Annotated in this window: 14 protein-coding genes; 7 read left to right on the forward strand and 7 right to left on the reverse strand. The window is 71.9% G+C overall.

Going from position 1 to position 16,204, the window contains the following annotated elements; genetic code table 11:
* Positions 1-59 precede the first annotated feature (59 nt).
* Positions 60-647 carry a TetR/AcrR family transcriptional regulator gene (locus DV20_RS35355; RefSeq protein ID WP_043787635.1) on the forward strand — a complete coding sequence of 196 codons (588 nt, stop codon included), beginning with the start codon at positions 60-62 and terminating at the stop codon, positions 645-647.
* 1,241 nt (positions 648-1,888) lie between these two features.
* Here the strand turns inward: DV20_RS35355 and DV20_RS35365 are convergent.
* From DV20_RS35365 to DV20_RS35385, 5 genes are read right to left on the reverse strand one after another with little or no spacing between them, the layout of a single operon-like run.
* The gene (locus DV20_RS35365; RefSeq protein ID WP_043787636.1) at positions 1,889-2,167 is read right to left on the reverse strand and encodes an HPr family phosphocarrier protein; all 279 of its coding nucleotides are present in this window, start codon (positions 2,165-2,167) and stop codon (positions 1,889-1,891) included.
* A gap of 11 nt (positions 2,168-2,178) precedes the next feature.
* A complete protein-coding gene (locus DV20_RS35370; protein WP_043787638.1) occupies positions 2,179-3,630 on the reverse strand; it encodes a PTS fructose transporter subunit IIC in 1,452 nt (483 codons plus the stop codon).
* A 2-nt stretch (positions 3,631-3,632) separates the two neighbouring features.
* A complete protein-coding gene (locus DV20_RS35375; RefSeq protein WP_043787639.1) occupies positions 3,633-4,085 on the reverse strand; it encodes a PTS sugar transporter subunit IIA in 453 nt (150 codons plus the stop codon).
* Entirely contained in the window at positions 4,082-5,026 is a 945-nt protein-coding gene (gene pfkB, locus DV20_RS35380) for a 1-phosphofructokinase (RefSeq protein ID WP_043787640.1), read from the reverse strand. Before pfkB ends, DV20_RS35375 begins: the two co-directional genes overlap by 4 nt.
* The gene (locus tag DV20_RS35385) at positions 5,023-5,784 is read right to left on the reverse strand and encodes a DeoR/GlpR family DNA-binding transcription regulator (RefSeq protein WP_043787641.1); all 762 of its coding nucleotides are present in this window, start codon (positions 5,782-5,784) and stop codon (positions 5,023-5,025) included. The genes pfkB and DV20_RS35385 overlap by 4 nt, the downstream gene beginning before the upstream one ends.
* A gap of 103 nt (positions 5,785-5,887) precedes the next feature.
* Between DV20_RS35385 and ptsP the strand changes: the two genes are divergently transcribed.
* Positions 5,888-7,465 (forward strand): phosphoenolpyruvate--protein phosphotransferase, encoded by a 1,578-nt coding sequence (ptsP, locus tag DV20_RS35390; RefSeq protein ID WP_043787642.1) that lies wholly within the window; start codon positions 5,888-5,890, stop codon positions 7,463-7,465.
* A gap of 12 nt (positions 7,466-7,477) precedes the next feature.
* Here ptsP and DV20_RS35395 read toward each other — a convergent pair whose 3' ends face one another.
* Positions 7,478-8,449 carry an SEFIR domain-containing protein gene (locus tag DV20_RS35395; protein WP_043787644.1) on the reverse strand — a complete coding sequence of 324 codons (972 nt, stop codon included), beginning with the start codon at positions 8,447-8,449 and terminating at the stop codon, positions 7,478-7,480.
* A 258-nt stretch (positions 8,450-8,707) separates the two neighbouring features.
* On the opposite strand from DV20_RS35395, the gene DV20_RS35400 reads away from it, so the two are divergent.
* The 5 genes from DV20_RS35400 (at position 8,708) to DV20_RS35420 (ending at position 15,284) form a co-directional block, all read left to right on the forward strand.
* On the forward strand, positions 8,708-9,292 hold the full coding sequence (locus DV20_RS35400) for a toll/interleukin-1 receptor domain-containing protein (RefSeq protein ID WP_043787645.1): 585 nt from the start codon (positions 8,708-8,710) through the stop codon (positions 9,290-9,292).
* A 3-nt stretch (positions 9,293-9,295) separates the two neighbouring features.
* Complete coding sequence (locus DV20_RS35405; RefSeq protein WP_043787646.1) at positions 9,296-10,939, forward strand: CATRA system-associated protein; 1,644 nt, start codon at positions 9,296-9,298, stop codon at positions 10,937-10,939.
* Positions 10,936-11,574 (forward strand): hypothetical protein, encoded by a 639-nt coding sequence (locus DV20_RS35410; protein WP_043787647.1) that lies wholly within the window; start codon positions 10,936-10,938, stop codon positions 11,572-11,574. Before DV20_RS35405 ends, DV20_RS35410 begins: the two co-directional genes overlap by 4 nt.
* Positions 11,574-14,669, forward strand: a complete 3,096-nt coding sequence (locus DV20_RS35415) for an ATP-binding protein (RefSeq protein ID WP_051736258.1) — start codon at positions 11,574-11,576, stop codon at positions 14,667-14,669. Before DV20_RS35410 ends, DV20_RS35415 begins: the two co-directional genes overlap by 1 nt.
* A 66-nt stretch (positions 14,670-14,735) precedes the next feature.
* On the forward strand, positions 14,736-15,284 hold the full coding sequence (locus tag DV20_RS35420) for a dihydrofolate reductase family protein (RefSeq protein WP_043787648.1): 549 nt from the start codon (positions 14,736-14,738) through the stop codon (positions 15,282-15,284).
* 67 nt (positions 15,285-15,351) lie between these two features.
* On the opposite strand, the gene DV20_RS35425 is transcribed toward DV20_RS35420, so the two are convergent.
* Positions 15,352-16,125, reverse strand: coding sequence for an Asp23/Gls24 family envelope stress response protein (locus DV20_RS35425; RefSeq protein WP_043787650.1), 774 nt, complete (start codon positions 16,123-16,125; stop codon positions 15,352-15,354).
* Positions 16,126-16,204: the final 79 nt, after the last annotated feature.

Genomic DNA, 16,204 nt, shown 5'->3' on the forward strand with positions numbered 1-16,204 from the left:
AGCGTACCGTCGGTACGGTACGCCGGTGTACCATCCGGTTTCAAGAGGAGGGGTATACGGTGACTTCCGTGGACGTCGACACCCGCCCGCACCGGCAACGGCTGCTGGACGGACTGGCCGGGTCGATCACCGAGACCGGCTTCCGCGACACGACGGTGGCCGACATCGTCCGCCGCGCGCGGACCTCCCGCCGGACGTTCTACGAGCACTTCGCCAGCCGCGAAGAGTGCTTGATCGCGCTGCTGGCGGACGCGAACCGCTCGATGATCCGGCAGATCTCCGAGGCGGTGGACCCGCGCGCGCCGTGGAAGGTCCAGGTCCGCCAGGCGATCGAGACGTGGATCGGGTGCGCGGAGTCCGAGCCGGAGATCACCCTGAGCTGGATCCGGGACGTCCCCGCGCTCGGTGCCCCGGCCCGCGAGCTGCAGCGCGACGCGATGGAGGGCTTCATCGCGATGACCCAGCGGCTGACGGACACGCCGTCACTGCGCGCGGCCGGGATCAGCCCGCCGTCCCGCCAGCTGGCGATCATGCTGCTGGGCGGGCTGCGGGAGCTGATCGCAACGACCGTCGAGGACGGCGGCCGGGCCGGCGACGTCACGGAGGTCGCGGTGCGCGCGTCGATCGCGTTGCTCGGCCCGGCTTGACGGGATCTCGGTGCGGTGCGGCAGGGGATCGTCGGTGACCGCGTACCAGCTGCGCAGGTTCGCCGGCCGGTTCCACCGCTCCATGGTCTCCGCGAGCTGGTCGTGGACGAAGAGCGCATGACTGCAGGCTTCGTGCCAGGCACTGAGGAGCTGTTCGCGCGTGCGGCAATGACGGAAGAGCTCGGTCTTCAGCGCGAACAAGCAGTGCAGCGAGTGGCGGAAGGCCGCTTCTGCCGGGGCATCGGCGTTTTCCAGCCAGTCGGGAGCCGCTCCTTCGCAGACCGGGCAGGAGCAGTCCCACAGGTGCGCCATGTCCGGCGTCGCGGCGAAGAGGTCAGCGCAGGTCTCGAGCCGGTGATAGCCGAGCAGCCGGGTGACGAAGGGGGACACACCCGGCCGAGCTGCTCCGCCTCGTGCCGTTACCGGGTACAGGTGGCGAAGGGCACTGGTGGTCCCCACCGCCGCGGCGTGCGCGCCGTGACAGAGCACGCCGATCGCGGAGACGTCGGAACGCAGGAGGGCGACCGGCACGGTGGAGGTCGCCAGGAGGCGGAGGAAGCCACGTAACAGGTACTGCGCGCCGAACGGGTCTTTGGCGTGCTCGAGGACCAGGGCGACCGGCGCCTCGAAGGCGTTGATTTCGCGGGTGAGGGCGTCGGCGATCGCCGGCTTGGCGAACCAGCGCGCGGCCAGCGGGAGCACGGCGACGACGGGCTGCGGGTCCCGGGCGGCCGCGCGGAGGATCGTGCGGAGCCCGATCAGGTCACGCGGAGGCAGGTAGCCCGAGTCGGTCAACGGCAGCAGATCGAGTTCACGTTGCCGGCGGGACCACGCGGGGTGGGTGCCCCACCTCGCCCTGGCTCGTTTCCTGCCGGAGTACCGGTCGGCGTCGCAGAGTATCGGGCCGTCGAACCCCCGGTCGCGAAGCCGGCGGACGGTGGTTTCCGGTGATGTCCCGGTCAGCACGATCCCGGTCTCGTGCTCCTTCGCGATCGCGAGGACGGCTTCGGCGTCGGCCGGCCGGCACTGGATCAGAAGCCGCCCGGACAGTTGCTCGAGGGAATGAGCCATTCCTTCACGGTGAACGGCTTCCGAGGTGCGTGTCAGTGTGTTCACACCGATGCCGACCGGATATCGCGCCAACGGCGCAGCAGCTCTTCACGGGACGGAAGGGGCCGTGGTCATGTGAGTGATGTCGCCGCGGTCCCGGCCGTGGGGCACGACCGGAACCGCGGCGGCTGCTACGCGTCCAGGTCCTGCGCTATCAGCTCGGCCAGTGCGTCGACGGACTCCTGGGCCGCGTCGCCCTCGGCGGTCAGCTCCACCTCGTCCCCGAAAGCGGCGCCCAGGGTCATCAAGCCGAGGACGCTGGCCGCGTCGACCGGGTCGCCGGCCACCCCTCCGGTGATCTTGGCGATCTTCACCTTCGCGGCCTGGCCGGCCGCCGTGCGAGCGACCAGGCCCGCCGGCCGGGCGTGCAGCCCGACGCTGCTGGCGACGAGCGTACGACGTTGGTACACAGTGGACTCCTTCACGCGTTGACGGGCTGACCGGAGACGGCGGCGGAGCGCTCGACAGCCCGGAAGCGCACCTGCTTGAGCGCGATCACCGAGCCGGCGGCCACCAGCGTCCCGGCGATCAGCGCCACCAGGAACAGCAGCGGGTTGCCGATCAGCGGGAGCACGAAGATGCCGCCGTGCGGGGCGCGCAGCGTCGTGCCGAACGCCATCGACAGCGATCCCGTCACCGCCGAGCCGAGCATGATCGAGGGGATCACGCGGAACGGGTCCGCCGCGGCGAACGGGATCGCGCCCTCGGTGATGAACGAGGCGCCGAGCAGCCAGGCCGCGCGGCCGTTCTCGCGTTCGGCTTCGGTGAACAGCTTCTTGCGGACCGTGGACGCCAGGGCGAGCGCCAGCGGCGGCACCATCCCGGCCGCCATCACCGCGGCCATGATCTGCAGCGACGCCGTCGCGCCGGTGGTCAGGCCGCCGACCGCGAAGGCGTACGCCGCCTTGTTGACCGGGCCGCCCATGTCGAACGCCATCATCAGGCCGAGGAGCGCGCCCAGCAGCAGGGCGCTCGCGCCGCTGAGGCTGTTGAGCCAGTTCGTCAGCCCGGTCGTCGCGGCCGCCATCGGCTTGCCGACCACGACGTACATCAGCACACCGACCACAATGGACCCCAGCAGCGGGTAGACCACCACCGGCATGATCCCGCGCATCGCCTTCGGCACCCGGACCTTCTTCAGCGCCAGCACGACCCCACCGGCCAGCAGACCGGCGACCAGGCCGCCGAGGAAGCCCGCCCCCACGGTGACGGCGATCGCGCCGCCCACGAAACCGGGGGCGATCGCCGGGCGGTCGGCCATCGCGAACGCGATGAACCCGGCCAGTACCGGCACCAGGAAGTCGAAGGCGGCGCTGCCGATCTGGAACATCAGCGCGGCCCAGCCGGTCACCGACCCCGCGTCGAAGTGCTCGGTGACCTTCGGCGCGTCGACGATCTGGTAGCCACCCAGCGCGAAGCTCAACGCGATGAGCAACCCGCCCGCGGCGACGAACGGGATGAGGTAGCTGACGCCGGTCATCAGCCACTGGCGGACCTTGGTGCCGGTTTTGTCGTTCGCGCCGACCTTCGAGGTCAGCTCCGGGGCGGCCGGCGCGGCGGGAGCGGGTTCGCGGGCCGCGGCCTTGGCGCGCTCGAACAACCCGGCCGCGTCGTTGATCGCGGCCTTGACCGGCGCCTCGACGATCGGCTTCCCGGCGAAGCGGTCCCGGCCCCGCACCGCCAGGTCCGCGGCGAAGATGACGGCGTCGGCCCTCGCGATGTCCTCGGCCGACAGCGGTTCGGACCCGGCCGAACCCTGCGTCTCGACGACGATCTCGTCACCGTTGGCCTTGGCGGTCTGTTCGAGGGACTCGGCCGCCATGTAGGTGTGGGCGATCCCGGTGGGGCAGGCGGTGATGGCGACGAACTTCATGATCAGGCCACCTCCTGGCGGATGTACTCGGCGACGGCGGCGGGCTCGGCGGCGGCCAGGAGGTTCTGCTTGAACTCGGCCCGGACCAGCCGCCGGGCGAGGGCGGCGAGGACCTTCAGGTGGTCGCCGCCCCCGCCTTCCGGTGCGGCGATGAGGAAGATGAGCGTCGCCGGGCCGTCCGGCGCGCCGAAGTCGATGCCCGCGTCGCTGCGGCCGAACGCCAGCGTCGGCGCGGTGACGGCGGCCGAGCGGCAGTGCGGGATGCCGATGCCGCCTTCGAGCCCGGTGGCCATCTGCTCCTCGCGGGCGGCGACGTCCTTCAGGAACAGGTCGAGGTCGGTCACCCGCCCGGCCGTGACGAGCCGCTCGGCGAGCGCCCGGGTGGCGGCCCGCTTGTCGGCGGCGTCGAGGTTCAGGTCGACCAGGTCGGCGGTGATCAGGTCTGGGGTGGTCATGCGGCGGCTCCGCTGAGGGTGAAGGTGGGATCGGCGGGGAGCACGCGCACCTGGTCGGGGTGCACGTCCTGCGGGGTGGGCATGCGGCTGCCCTCCTGCGTGACCGCGGCGGTGCCGTAGGCGACCGCGGTCCGCAGGGCTCGGGGGCCGGTTCCTCCCGCATGGAGGAACCCGGCGAGTGCGGCGTCTCCGGCGCCGACGGTGCTGCGCACGGCGACCAGGGGGCCGAGTGCGTGGCGGGTTTCGGTCTCCTCGACCAGGACCGCGCCGCGGGCGCCGAGGCTGACCAGCACGCGGCCGACGCCGCCGGAGATCAGCTCCCGGCAGAACGTGACGACGTCGCCGAGCCGCGGCAGCGGGCGGCCGGCGAGCTCGATGAGCTCGTCGAGGTTCGGTTTGAGCAGGTCCGGGCCGGCCGCGCAGGCCGCGGCGAGCGGCGCGCCGGAGGAGTCGACGGCGACCTTCGCGCCGGCTTCGCGGGCGAGTTTCGTCAGCCGCGCGTAGAAGTCGTCCGGGACGCCGGCGGGGAGGCTTCCGCAGCAGACCAGCCATTCGGCGCGGGCGGCCAGCTCGACCGCCCGCCGTTCGAGGGTGGCGAGCTCCGCGGGGGAGATCTCCGGGCCCGGCTCATTGAGCTTCGTCGTGGTCCCGTCGGCTTCGACGAGGGTGATGTTGCTGCGGGTCGAGCCGGCGATGGGCACCGCGACGACCGGGACGCCTTCGGGGGCGAGCAGGTCGGCCAGCCGCTCGCCGACCGGGCCGCCGGCGGGCAGCAGCGCGACGGCCGGGGTTCCGGCGGCGGTCAGCGCGCGGGCGACGTTGACGCCCTTGCCGCCGGGGTCGAGCCGGACGGCCGACGCGCGCAGCACCTCGCCGCGGCGCAGCTCGGCCAGTTGCATGGTCCGGTCGAGGCTCGGGTTCGGGGTCACGGTGACGATCACGCCAGCACCACCTCCGGGCCCGCTTCTTCGAGTTCGGCCACCGCGCCGGCGTCGATGCCGCTGTCGGTGATCAGGACGTCGATCTCGCTCAGCCGCGCGAAGCGGCTGAGCTGGTCGGTGCCGTACTTGCTGTGGTCGGCCAGCAGCACCCGCTTGCGGGCGGCGGCGACCACGGCGGCCTTCACGGCGGACTCGGCCATGTCCGGCGTCGTGCAGCCGTGCTCGGCCGAAAAGCCGTTGGCGCCGAGGAAAGCGACGTCGACGAGCAGGCCGTCGAGCGCTTGCAGGGTCCACGCCTCGACGGCGGCCAGGGTCGTCCCGCGGACGCGGCCGCCCAGGATGTGCAGCGTGATGCCGGGGCGGGTGGCGAGGATCGAGGCGACCGGGATCGAGTTGGTGATCACGGTCAGTTCGCGCTCGGTGGGCAGCAGCGTCGCCAGCCTGCTGGTGGTGGTGCCCGCGTCGAGCAGGATCGAGCCGCGGTCGGGTACCAGGTCCAGGGCGGCCCGGGCGATCGCGTCCTTTTCGGCGGCGTTGGTCCGGTCCCGCTGCGCGACCTCGGGTTCGAAGTCGAGCCGCTCGACCGCGACCGCGCCGCCGTAGACGCGGCGGACCACGCCCTGGCGTTCGAGGACGCCGAGGTCGCGGCGGATGGTCTCGGGGGCGACACCGAGTTCGGCGGCGACGTCACCGACGTCGACGCGGCCGTCACGTCGTGCGCGTTGCGCCAAGAGCTGGTGCCGTTCGGCGGCGTACATGCCCGTTCTCCTCCGATGTTTGCCCGTTGCCGTTTGATTGTGCCCGTTGTTACCGTACTGTCAATCCCCAGTTACGAGATCCTTTGCTCCCGGAGGTCCTTCCATGCCGTTGTCCGGAGTCGGAGTCAGTCCCGGTCACGCCGCCGGTCCCCGCGTCCTCGTGGCCGCTGACCTGCCGGAACCCGCTTCTTCGCCCGCTCCCGCCGACCTCGGGGCCGAAGCGGGCAGGATCGGGCAGGCGGCGGCTTCGGTGGCGGCCGCGTTGTCCGATCGTGCCCGTTCCGTGTCCGGAGATGCCCGGTCGGTCTTGGAGACGACCGCCGCAATGGCGGCCGACCCGGCGTTGACGGCGTCCGCGGAGAAGCTCGTCCTCGAGCGATCGCTCCCGGCACCGCGTGCGGTGTGGGAAGCGGCGGGGGAGTTCATGGCGGCGCTGCGGGCGGCCGGCGGCTACCTGGCCGAGCGCGCCCGGGACGTCGCCGACGTGCGCGACCGGATCGTCGCGGCGTTGCTGGGCGTGGCCCCGCCGGGCGTGCCGGACCTGACGTCGCCGAGCGTGCTGGTCGCCCGCGACCTGGCCCCGGCCGACACCGCCGGGCTCGACCCGGACCTGGTCCTGGCCCTGGTGACGGAGGAGGGCGGCCCGACGAGCCACACCGCGATCCTGGCGCGGGCGCTGGGCATCCCCGCGGTGGTGGCCTGCGCCGGCGTGCTGGAGCTGGACGGCCCGGGCCTCGCGGTCGACGGATCCGCGGGCACGGTGGCGGCGTCCGACGGCACGGTGCGCGCCCCGGCCCGGACGTCCCGCCCGGCGTGGGACGGCGTCGGCCGCCTCGCCGACGGCCACCGCGTGAAGCTGCTCGCCAACGTCGGATCCGCGGCGGACGCCGCGGCCGCGGCGGCGGCCGGTGCGGAGGGGATCGGCCTGTTCCGCACCGAATTCTGTTACCTGTCGGCGGCGGCCGAGCCGACGGAGGCCGAGCAACGGGCGGCGTACGCGGCGGTGCTGTCGCCGTTCGCGGGCAAGCCGGTCGTCGTCCGCACGCTGGACGCGGGCTCGGACAAGCCCCTGGCGTTCCTGCCGATGGGCGAGGAACCCAACCCGGCACTGGGTGTCCGCGGCCTTCGCGTGGCGTTCGACCGCCCGGAACTGCTGGACCGCCAGCTGCGAGCGATCGCGGCGGCGGCCGGGGACAGCGGCGTCGAGCTGTCGGTGATGGCCCCGATGGTGGCCACGGCCGCGGAAGCGGCGTGGTTCGCCGCCCGCGCCCGCGCGGCGGGCATCCCCCGGGTGGGCGTGATGATCGAGATCCCGGCGGCGGCGTTGTGCGCCGGTTCGATCCTCGCGGAAGTGGACTTCGTGTCGCTGGGCACGAACGACCTGGCCCAGTACGTGTTCGCGGCGGACCGCCAGCTGGGCGCGGTGGCGGCGCTGAACGACCCGCACCAGCCGGCGTTGCTGAGGCTGGTGGAGATGGTCGCGGCAGCCGGCGCGGCCTCGGGCAAGCCGGTGGGCGTGTGCGGCGAGGCGGCGGCGGACCCGGCACTGGCGCCGGTGCTCGTGGGGCTGGGCGTGACGTCGTTGTCGATGAACGCGGTCGCCTTGGCGGGCGTGGGCGCGGCTTTGGCCGAGGTGGACCTGGCCGCTTGCCAGGCCGAGGCGCGGTGTCCCCGGCCCTGACTTCGCGCGCGGCTAAGTGACGGCCGGATCGCCGAGGGCGAGCTCGGGTGGCCGTCCCCGGCGGGTGACGATGACGGCCGCGGATCCGAAGGGGGACGCCGTGCCGGCCGGCCGTGACATCTCGAGGCGCAGCAGGCGGGCGCCGGTGACGTCGAGGTCGATCTGCGCCGGCTTCCCGGCCGCCACGTCGTGTTCGGACCGGGGCGCCCCGTCGAGCACCACGCGGACCCGCCCGACCTGGAAGGGATCCCGGGCGTCGTCGAGCACGCCTGCGACGGTGCTGAACCGCCGGTAGTGGCCGCCGAGGTCCAGTTCGATGAATCCCGTCCCGGCGGCGGACGGCGTCCCCGGCCGCAGGACGATGCTGTTCTCGTAGTGCAGGCCGTCGATCCACGCCGTGCCGCGCCGGACCCCCGGGCTGGTGCACGTCCACGGCAGTTCACCGGCGAGCACCCGTCGCGGTTCCCCGGCCCCGCCCCGCCAGACCCCGCGGCGGGGCTTCGGGTGCCGGCCCCGGCCGGTGATCGCGGCGAGCAGGTCGGCGACCTCGGCGTCGGTGAACTCCGAGATCACGTACCGGGTCATGGAGTAGGGGTTGAGGAACTCGGGGATGTCGTCGATCGAGTGGCCGGGCAGGACGACCGGGAGGACCCGGCGGGTGCCGTCCTCGATGTCCTTGGTCAGCTTGTTGCGGATGATGGCGGTCTCGAACTGGGCGCCGCGGCCCTCGTCCGGTGGCGCGTCGCCGTCGGCCCGCGCCCGGTACAGCGGAGACGCCACGACGATGACGAAGTCGGCCGCCTTCAGGTTCCGGGTCGCCCACAGTGACCAGTCGATGCGGACGTTGTCGTGCCACTGGTCGAGGACGACGTCGAGGCCGATCCGGCTGTGCAGGAAGGTCGCGAACCGCCGGACCTGCGTCTTGTGCTCCTCCGAGTCGTGCGAGTAGCTGAAGAACACCCGGGGGGCATCGTGCTCGGACATCGGGTTCTCCTCGGGATCGGTCGGTGATTCACCGATCCGCGAGATCGGTATTCCGGAAACGACGGCCGCTTTCCGCCGCAGTGCTCGCCTGTCATATATCCAGGGCTCGGCGAGTTGTCAAGAGTACGTTTTCCGGGAAATTCCGAGCCTGGCCAGTTATTGTCCTGGATCTGTCAGGTCTGCCGTCTTCTTCCGTGGACCGCAACGGATCTAGGATCGAACCCGCCTGCTGGGAGCGGCGAAGGGGCGGCGGCGCGCGTGTACGAGTACGACGTGTTCATCAGCTACTTGCGCACCGCGGGCGACATATCGGCGTGGATCCGGCACCATTTTCACCCGCGTCTGCTCGAAGTGCTCGACAACAACCGGTACGAGGACGTCAAAATCTTCTTCGACGACCAGGTCCGCGTCGGCGCCGCCTGGCCGGCGGAACTGAACTCGGCGCTGCAGCGCTCCCGCGTGCTGGTTCCGGTCTGCTCCCCGAAGTACTTCCGGGACGAATGGTGCCTGGCCGAATGGGCCTCGATGGCGGAGCGGGAGACACTGACCGCCGCCGCGCCGGGTGAGCACCGGCCGCCCCTGATCTACCCGGTGATCTTCTGCGACTCCCGGCACTTCCCCGACTGGGCCCACGCGCGGCGTCCCCGTGATCTGCAGCAGTGGAACCACCCCTTCGAGCACTTCCAGACCGCGCCCGCCTACCTCGACTTCAACCAGCAGATCAAACAGATCGCCGCGGAGCTGGAGGAGCTCATCGAACGAGCGCCTGAGTGGCGGAGCGACTGGCCGGTGCGCACGCCGCCCCCGGAACCGCCCCAGCCGGCGCGGATGCCGAGGTTCTGACCGATGCCGGGATCGGTGTTCACCTTCTACTCCTACAAGGGCGGGGTCGGCCGCAGCTTCACGCTGGCCAACGTCGCCGTCCTGCTCGCCCGCTGGGGCCACCGGGTGCTCTGCCTGGACTGGGACCTCGAGGCACCCGGCCTCGGCGACTACTTCCGGCCGCAGCTGCCGGAGCCACCGCGCGGGGGTGTGATCGACTTCGTCGACGACTTCCGGCACGGCCGGTTCGCGCCGGAGACGCACGTCCAGCGGCTGCTCACCGACACCGGCGTGCTCGACTTCGTCGCCGCCGGCGGTGAGGAGCCGGGCTACGTCACGAGGGTCCAGCAGATCGACTGGGACGGCCTGTACGACGACGGGTTCGGCGAATACCTCGAGAAGTGCCGTGAGCAATGGGTGGCGCGCTACGACTTCGTCCTCATCGACAGCCGCACCGGGATCTCCGACATCGGCGGGATCTGCACCGCGCACCTGCCCGACCACCTCGTCCTGTTGTTCACCGCGAACCGGCAGAGCATCCTCGGCGCGGTGGAGGCGGCCCGGCGCGCCGATGTGGCGCGCAATCTCCTGCCGTTCGACCGTTCGCGGCTGACCGTCCTGCCGGTGCTGTCGCGCTTCGACAACCGGGAGGAGTACGACCGGTCGGAGACGTGGCGCCGCATCGTCGTCGAGGAGACCGCCGAGCTGTACCGGACCTGGCTCGACCAGACGGTCGAGCCGGCGACGATGGCCCGTCACCTCACCCTGCCGTACGTGTCCTACTGGAGTTTCGGCGAGCAGCTGCCGGTGCTGTCGGAACAGACGCCGGGCGCCGACCAGATCGGCTTCGCGCTCGAGACGGTCGCGGCCGTGATCGCGTGCCGGCTCGACCGGACCGATCTGCTGGCCGAGAACCGGGACGCCTACGTGGCCTCCGTGCGGTCGAGCCGGCGGGAGTTCAAGCACGAGCTGCGGGTCAGCATCCCGAGAGCGGCCTTCGGCCCCGCCGGCGAGCTGGTCGCGGAGCTGGAGAAGCTGGACGTCCGGGTGGTGAAGTCCCTTTCGGGCGATCGTTCGCTGCTCGCGCGCGTCGAAGACGACGCCCGGCACCTCTGCCTGGTCGTCGACGGCAAGGTCAGCCGCTGGCAGGCGGCCGAAGTCGAGCTGTTCCTGCACCGCACCCTCGGCCAGGACCGCCGGGTGATCCCGATCCTCACGGCGGGTACGGACGCGTCGTCGCTGCCGGGCTACGTCGGGAACCTCCGCTACCTGCGCCTCAACGGGTCGCGGGGACCCGTTGAAGTGGCCCGGGATCTGGTCGGCCAGCTGAAGGGCTTCACCTCGCTGGCCGACGCCGACGCCGACGCCGATCTCGACCTCCCCGCACTGCTCGCACAGGCACGCGGATCCCGGCTGCGCCCGTCCCGGTGGGACCTCGTCGACGAGCTGGTCACGGCCCTGCAGACGGCCGTCGGAGCCGGCGACAGCGGGCGGGTCCACGACCTCGCGGCGGACCTCGAGGTGGCGGTGAAGCCCCGCTTCCCGAACGGCGCGGACCAGCACGCGGCCCCGCCGGAGACCCGCCGGTCGATCGACTGGCTCCTGCGGACCCTCGACACCCGCGCCCGGACCACGACGAAGCCGAACCACCGGAAGGATCTCGGATGACCGACCGCTTGGGACACAAGCAGACCGCGGCGATGTTCACGCTGATGGTGCTGGGCCGGGAGGTGCCCAACCCGGAATTGAAGGAGCTCGTGGGGTTCACGCTCGTCGGCAAGGAACGCACGCAGCTGAAGGACGCCGGGTACATCACCAGCGAACAGATCGGCCGCCCGTTCGTCCACCAGCTGACCGACCGGGGGTGGGCCTGGTGCGAGAAGGAGCTCGGGGAGGGGACTCCGCCGCCGCCCCGGCCGCAGAGCACGCTGTGCTCGGTGTTGTACCTGGTCCTCGGAGGTTTCGACCAGTTCCGCCGCGGCCGTGACCTGCGGTTGGCCGACGTCTTCGGCACGTCGGCTCCGCCATCGCCGGTCCCGGTCGAAGATCTCGAGACCCGGATCCGCGTCGCCTACCGGGAGCTCGTGACGGAGCCACGCGGCTGGGTCGGCCTGGTGGACCTGCGGCCCAAGCTCGGCGCCCCCGCGGCCGAGGTCGACGCCCTGCTCAAGGAACTGAGCCGCGCCGGCAAGATCCACCTCGTCCCCGAAGACAACCGCAAAGCGCTCACCGCGGCCGATCACGAGGCGGCGATCCGCATCGGCGGCGAGGACAACCACCTGTTGTCGATCGAGGCGTTGTGATGGACCGGTTGCAGGCGCTGGCCACGCTGAGTTTCGACTGGGCGGACACCCCCGACCACGTCTGGCGGGATTCGCCCTACCACGTCGACGGGCTGCACGCCGACGCGCTCGCGGCCATCGACACGGGCATCCGCGACGCCTCGATCACCGACGGCCCCAGTCCGATCGGCCTCGTCCTGCAGGGACTGAAGGGGGTCGGCAAGACCCACCTGCTGGGCTTGGTCCGGCGCCAGGTGCACCGCGCGCGGGGGTATTTCTTCCTCGACGACGTCACCGCGGCCGAGGCGTTCTGGGAGAACACGGCCGAGGCCCTGCGCCGCGGACTGGCCCGGACGGACGATTCGGGCGAGTCACAGCTGCGGAGGTTCCTGCTCCGGGTGTGCTTGCGGTCCCACGTCGATCCGGAAGTCGAGGCCCGGATCCGCCGTGGCCGCGGGCTGACCCCGGAGGACCTCGAGGCGTTCGTCGACGGGGTGGCGTCGCTCGACGAGGTGGTCGCCGACGAATGCGGGGACACCGCCCGGGCCCTCGTGCTCATCGCCAGCCGGGACCCCGGTGCCAAGTACGTCGGGGACGACTACCTGGACGGGGACACGGAACTCACCTCCGAAGCCCGGAAGTGGAACATCTACTCGCGGCCGAAACCCTCCCGGGTCCTCGTGCAGGAAATCACCCGGTTGCTCGCCCTCACCGGTCCCGTCGTGATCGCCGTGGACCAGCTCGACACCCTCGTCGCGCGGTCGGTGAAGCGCACGCAGGAAATCGGGGACAGCGCCGAGGAAGACCTGCTCGTGGCGCAGATCGCCGACGGCCTCATGGGGTTGCGGGAAGTCACCCGCAAGACCCTCACCGTGCTGGCCTGCCTGCCGAGCACCTGGCAGCAGATCAAGACGAAGGCGGCGGGCACCGTACCCGACCGGTTCCGCGAAACGGTGGCGCTCGGCCGGATCACCGACGCCGGCGTGGGCCGTGCGTTGGTGGAGAAGCGGCTCGGGGTGGCTTACGAGACCATGGACTTCACCCCACCGCATCCGACCTGGCCGGTGGCGCCCGTGGCGTTCGACGAACCCTGGGACGAGTGGACCCCGCGCCAGCTGCTGAAACGCATCGGCGCGCACATCGAGCTGTGCCTGCGCGCCGGTCAGGTCAAGGAGCTCACCTCGTTCGACGAGAAGGCCCCGGTGCCGGCCGCCCCGGTGCGGACCGAGGCCGAGCACGACCGGTTCGCCGAACTCGACGCCGAGTTCGAGAAGCTGCGGGCGGAAGCGGATCCGAAGACGCTGCTCGCCGAGAAGACCGTGGACCGGGCCATGCCGGATCTTCTCTCCGCGGCTCTGCGCTGCTGGGTCACCGAGGTCGGGGACGACGAGCTCGAATGGTCCTGCGAGCGCCAGAACGGGCGCAGCGAGGTCCACGCCTGGCTGTCCCGGACCCTCGACGAGGCCGCGGACCTGCAGGAGCATTGGGCGTTCCGTGCGATCGCGGCCCGCGACCCCCGGGCGGCGCTGAGCCGGTTCCGGAAGGCGCGCTCCGCGGCGGGACAGTTGCACGGCGCGGAGAACCGGCACCTCGTCATCCTCCGGGACGCCTGGGGACGCGGGGCCAAGACCCGGGAAGAGGTCGCGAAGTTCACCGCCGCCGGTGGCCGGACGATCCGGCTGGCCGACGGGGACGTGCGGACCTTCTGGGCCCTGCAGAAGCTGCTCGGCAACGGCGGTCGTGAGCTGCACGAGTGGCTGATCGACCGGCGGCCCGCCAGCCGGTCCGGCCTCCTGTCCGCCGTGCTGCCCGAGAAGCCCGCCGGGGTGGGTGCCGAAAAGGCGGCCGAGCGGCAGCCCGCCGGAGCCACGCACCCTCCGCCCGCCGACGGCGAAATTACCCTCGGGACCGTCGTCGGGTCCGGGGAGCCCGTGCGGATCGAACTGTCCGCCCTGCGCAAGCACGCCGCCGTCTTCGCCGGGTCCGGCTCGGGGAAGACCGTGCTGCTCCGGCGGATCGTCGAAGAATGCGCCCTGCAGGGCGTCTCCGCCATCGTCCTCGACCCCAACAACGACCTCGCCCGCCTCGGCGACGCCTGGCCGGAACCGCCGGGCGGCTGGACGAACGGTGACGCCGAGCTCGCCAAGCAGTACCTCGCCGAGACCGACGTCGTCGTCTGGACGCCCGGGCGGGCCACCGGGCAGCCGCTGGCCTTCCGGCCCCTGCCCGACTTCGCCGGGGTTCTCGACGACACCGACGAGTTCACCGCCGCCGTCGAGGTGGCCGTGGCGACCCTGGCCCCTCAGGTGCGGCTCACCGGTTCCACCGCCAAGGCCAACATCGGGCTGGCCGTGCTCCGGCAGGCCGTCGTCCACCACGCGCGGACCGGGTCCCGGAGCCTGCCGGACCTGATCGAGCTCATGTCCGATCTGCCCGAGGGCGTCAGCAACCTCAACGACGCCAAGCGCATCGCTGCCGATCTCGCCGAAGTGCTGAAGGCCGCGATGGTCAACGACCCGCTCTTCGCCGGCGGGGGCGAGCCGGTCGATCCGGGCGTGTTGCTCGCTCCCGGTGACGGCAAGCGGGCCCGCGTGTCCGTGATCAGTTTCGTCGGGCTGCCGGCCGAGGAACAGCGGCAGAACTTCGTCAACCAGCTGCAGATGGAACTGTTCGCCTGGATCAAGCGCCACCCCGCCGGCGACCGGCCGCTGGGCGCGTTGTTCGTCATGGACGAAGCCCAGACGCTGGCCTCCTCCGGGAGTCTCACGGCGAGCACGCGCAGCACGATCGTGCTCGCGTCCCAGGCCCGGAAGTACGGCCTCGGGCTGCTGTTCGCGACTCAGGCCCCCAAGGGGCTGCACAACCAGGTGGTCGGCAACGCGATGACGCAGTTCTTCGGCCGCCTCAACAGCCCGGCGCAGATCGCCGCGGCCAACGAACTGGCCCGCGCGAAAGGCAGCCCGGTCGCGGACATCTCGCGGCTCGAGCGGGCGCAGTTCTACGTGGCGGGGGAGGCCTTCGGCTTCCGGCAGGTGGCGACGCCGCTGTGCCTGTCGCACCACCCGGCCAGCCCGCTGCGGCTGGAGGAGGTGATCGCGCGGGCCAGGCTCGACTGAACGCTGTCGATCCGGGCGAGGCTCGTTCGACGCGTCGGTGAAGCCCAACCGACCGGAGGAGCCCCCATGATCCGTCTTTACATGACGATGTCCCTCGACGGCTTCGTGGCCGGGCCGGACGACCGTCCCGGCCAGGAACTGGGCCGAGGCGGCGGCCGGCTGTTCAACTGGCTGGACGACCGGCACGGCGACGGCGCCAGCGGGCAGATCTTCCGCGAAGCGCTGGCGACGGGGGCGCTCATCTCGGGCCGCCGCACCTTCGAGCTGGCCGGCCGGTGGGGTGGCGACCACCACGACGGCGTGCCGATCCACGTGCTCACCCACCACATCGACCCGGCCGACACCCCGCCCGGCAGCGCGCGGTTCTTCACCGACGTCACCGCCGCCGCCGAGGAAGCCCGTGCCGCGGCCGGCGACCGCGCGGTCATGGTGCACGGCGCCGGGGCCGCGCAGTCGTTGCTGGCCGCGGGTTTGCTGGACGAACTGGAACTCCACGTCGTCCCCGTGCTCCTGGGCGAGGGACGGCGGCTGTTCGACGGGACGAAGGCGGAACTCGAACTCGTCCGGCGCCTGGAGGACCGCGACGTGCTCCACCTGCGCTACCGGGTGCGGTGAGCGCGTCGCCCCGGCGGGGAGGACGCGGCAGGTGCCCGGCCCCGCGTCCGGGACCGGGCACCGAAGCTCAGTCCGCCTCGGGGAAGTGGATGTCGGTGACGTGGACGTCGACGACCTCGACGTCGAGGCCCAGGTACTGCTCGACGGCGTCGATCACCGCGACGCGGATCTGCTCGCCGACCGCCTTGACCGCGTGGCCGAACTCGACCACCACGGGGATGGTGACCCAGGCGACCTCGTCGGCGAGCTCGACCTTGACGCCGTCCTCGGCGACGCTGTGCACGCCGTCGGTCTGGGCGGCGATCCGCAGCACGATCTTGCCGACCACGCCGTCGGCGATCGTGGTGCTGCCGCGGGAACCCGGGGCCGGGCGGGCCGCGGCCGGCTCGGCGTCGGCGACCGGCTCGGTCCCGGCGACGGGTTCGGTCCCGGCGACGGGTTCGGCTTCGGAAGGGGATTGGGCTTCGGGAGCGGCTTCGGCGACGGCAACCGGCTCGGCCGTGTCCTCGTCCTCGGTCGCCGCTTCGGCTTCCGCCGCGTCGTCGGTGACGGCCTCGGCTTCGTCTTCGGTGGCGTTCGGGTCCGTGTCGTCGTCCTCGGTCTCGGCGACCTCCGCCGAGGCGTCGACGGTGTCTTCCCCGGCTTCTCCGGTTTCCGCCGTGGTTCCGGACTCCGATGCGGAATCCGCTTCCTCGACGACGACGGCCTCGTCCGGAACGCTCTCGGCGGCGGGCGCCTCGGTGACCTCCGGGGCGGGCTCGACGGCGCCGTAGGCGTACCCGCCCGGGTCGGGGTTTTCGTTCTTGGGGCGGCCGAAGATGCTGTTCATGACGTCGGACATGGTTTCCCTTTCCGGGAGCGACGACTTACCTGTGGGGACAGCAGACGGCGACATGTTAGGGGACGGCCCGTGACGTGCG

Source organism: Amycolatopsis rifamycinica, from assembly GCF_000695625.1.
Classification (GTDB): Bacteria; Actinomycetota; Actinomycetes; order Mycobacteriales; family Pseudonocardiaceae; genus Amycolatopsis; species Amycolatopsis rifamycinica.

Coding starts and splice junctions, on each gene's coding strand:
- DV20_RS35370 (WP_043787638.1), bottom strand. CDS start 3,630: ATGAAGTTCGTCGCCATCACCGCCTGCCCCACCGGGATCGCCCACACC.
- DV20_RS35375 (WP_043787639.1), bottom strand. CDS start 4,085: ATGACCACCCCAGACCTGATCACCGCCGACCTGGTCGACCTGAACCTC.
- DV20_RS35385 (WP_043787641.1), bottom strand. CDS start 5,784: ATGTACGCCGCCGAACGGCACCAGCTCTTGGCGCAACGCGCACGACGT.
- ptsP (WP_043787642.1), top strand. CDS start 5,888: ATGCCGTTGTCCGGAGTCGGAGTCAGTCCCGGTCACGCCGCCGGTCCC.
- DV20_RS35395 (WP_043787644.1), bottom strand. CDS start 8,449: ATGTCCGAGCACGATGCCCCCCGGGTGTTCTTCAGCTACTCGCACGAC.
- DV20_RS35405 (WP_043787646.1), top strand. CDS start 9,296: ATGCCGGGATCGGTGTTCACCTTCTACTCCTACAAGGGCGGGGTCGGC.
- DV20_RS35410 (WP_043787647.1), top strand. CDS start 10,936: ATGACCGACCGCTTGGGACACAAGCAGACCGCGGCGATGTTCACGCTG.
- DV20_RS35415 (WP_051736258.1), top strand. CDS start 11,574: ATGGACCGGTTGCAGGCGCTGGCCACGCTGAGTTTCGACTGGGCGGAC.
- DV20_RS35420 (WP_043787648.1), top strand. CDS start 14,736: ATGATCCGTCTTTACATGACGATGTCCCTCGACGGCTTCGTGGCCGGG.
- DV20_RS35425 (WP_043787650.1), bottom strand. CDS start 16,125: ATGTCCGACGTCATGAACAGCATCTTCGGCCGCCCCAAGAACGAAAAC.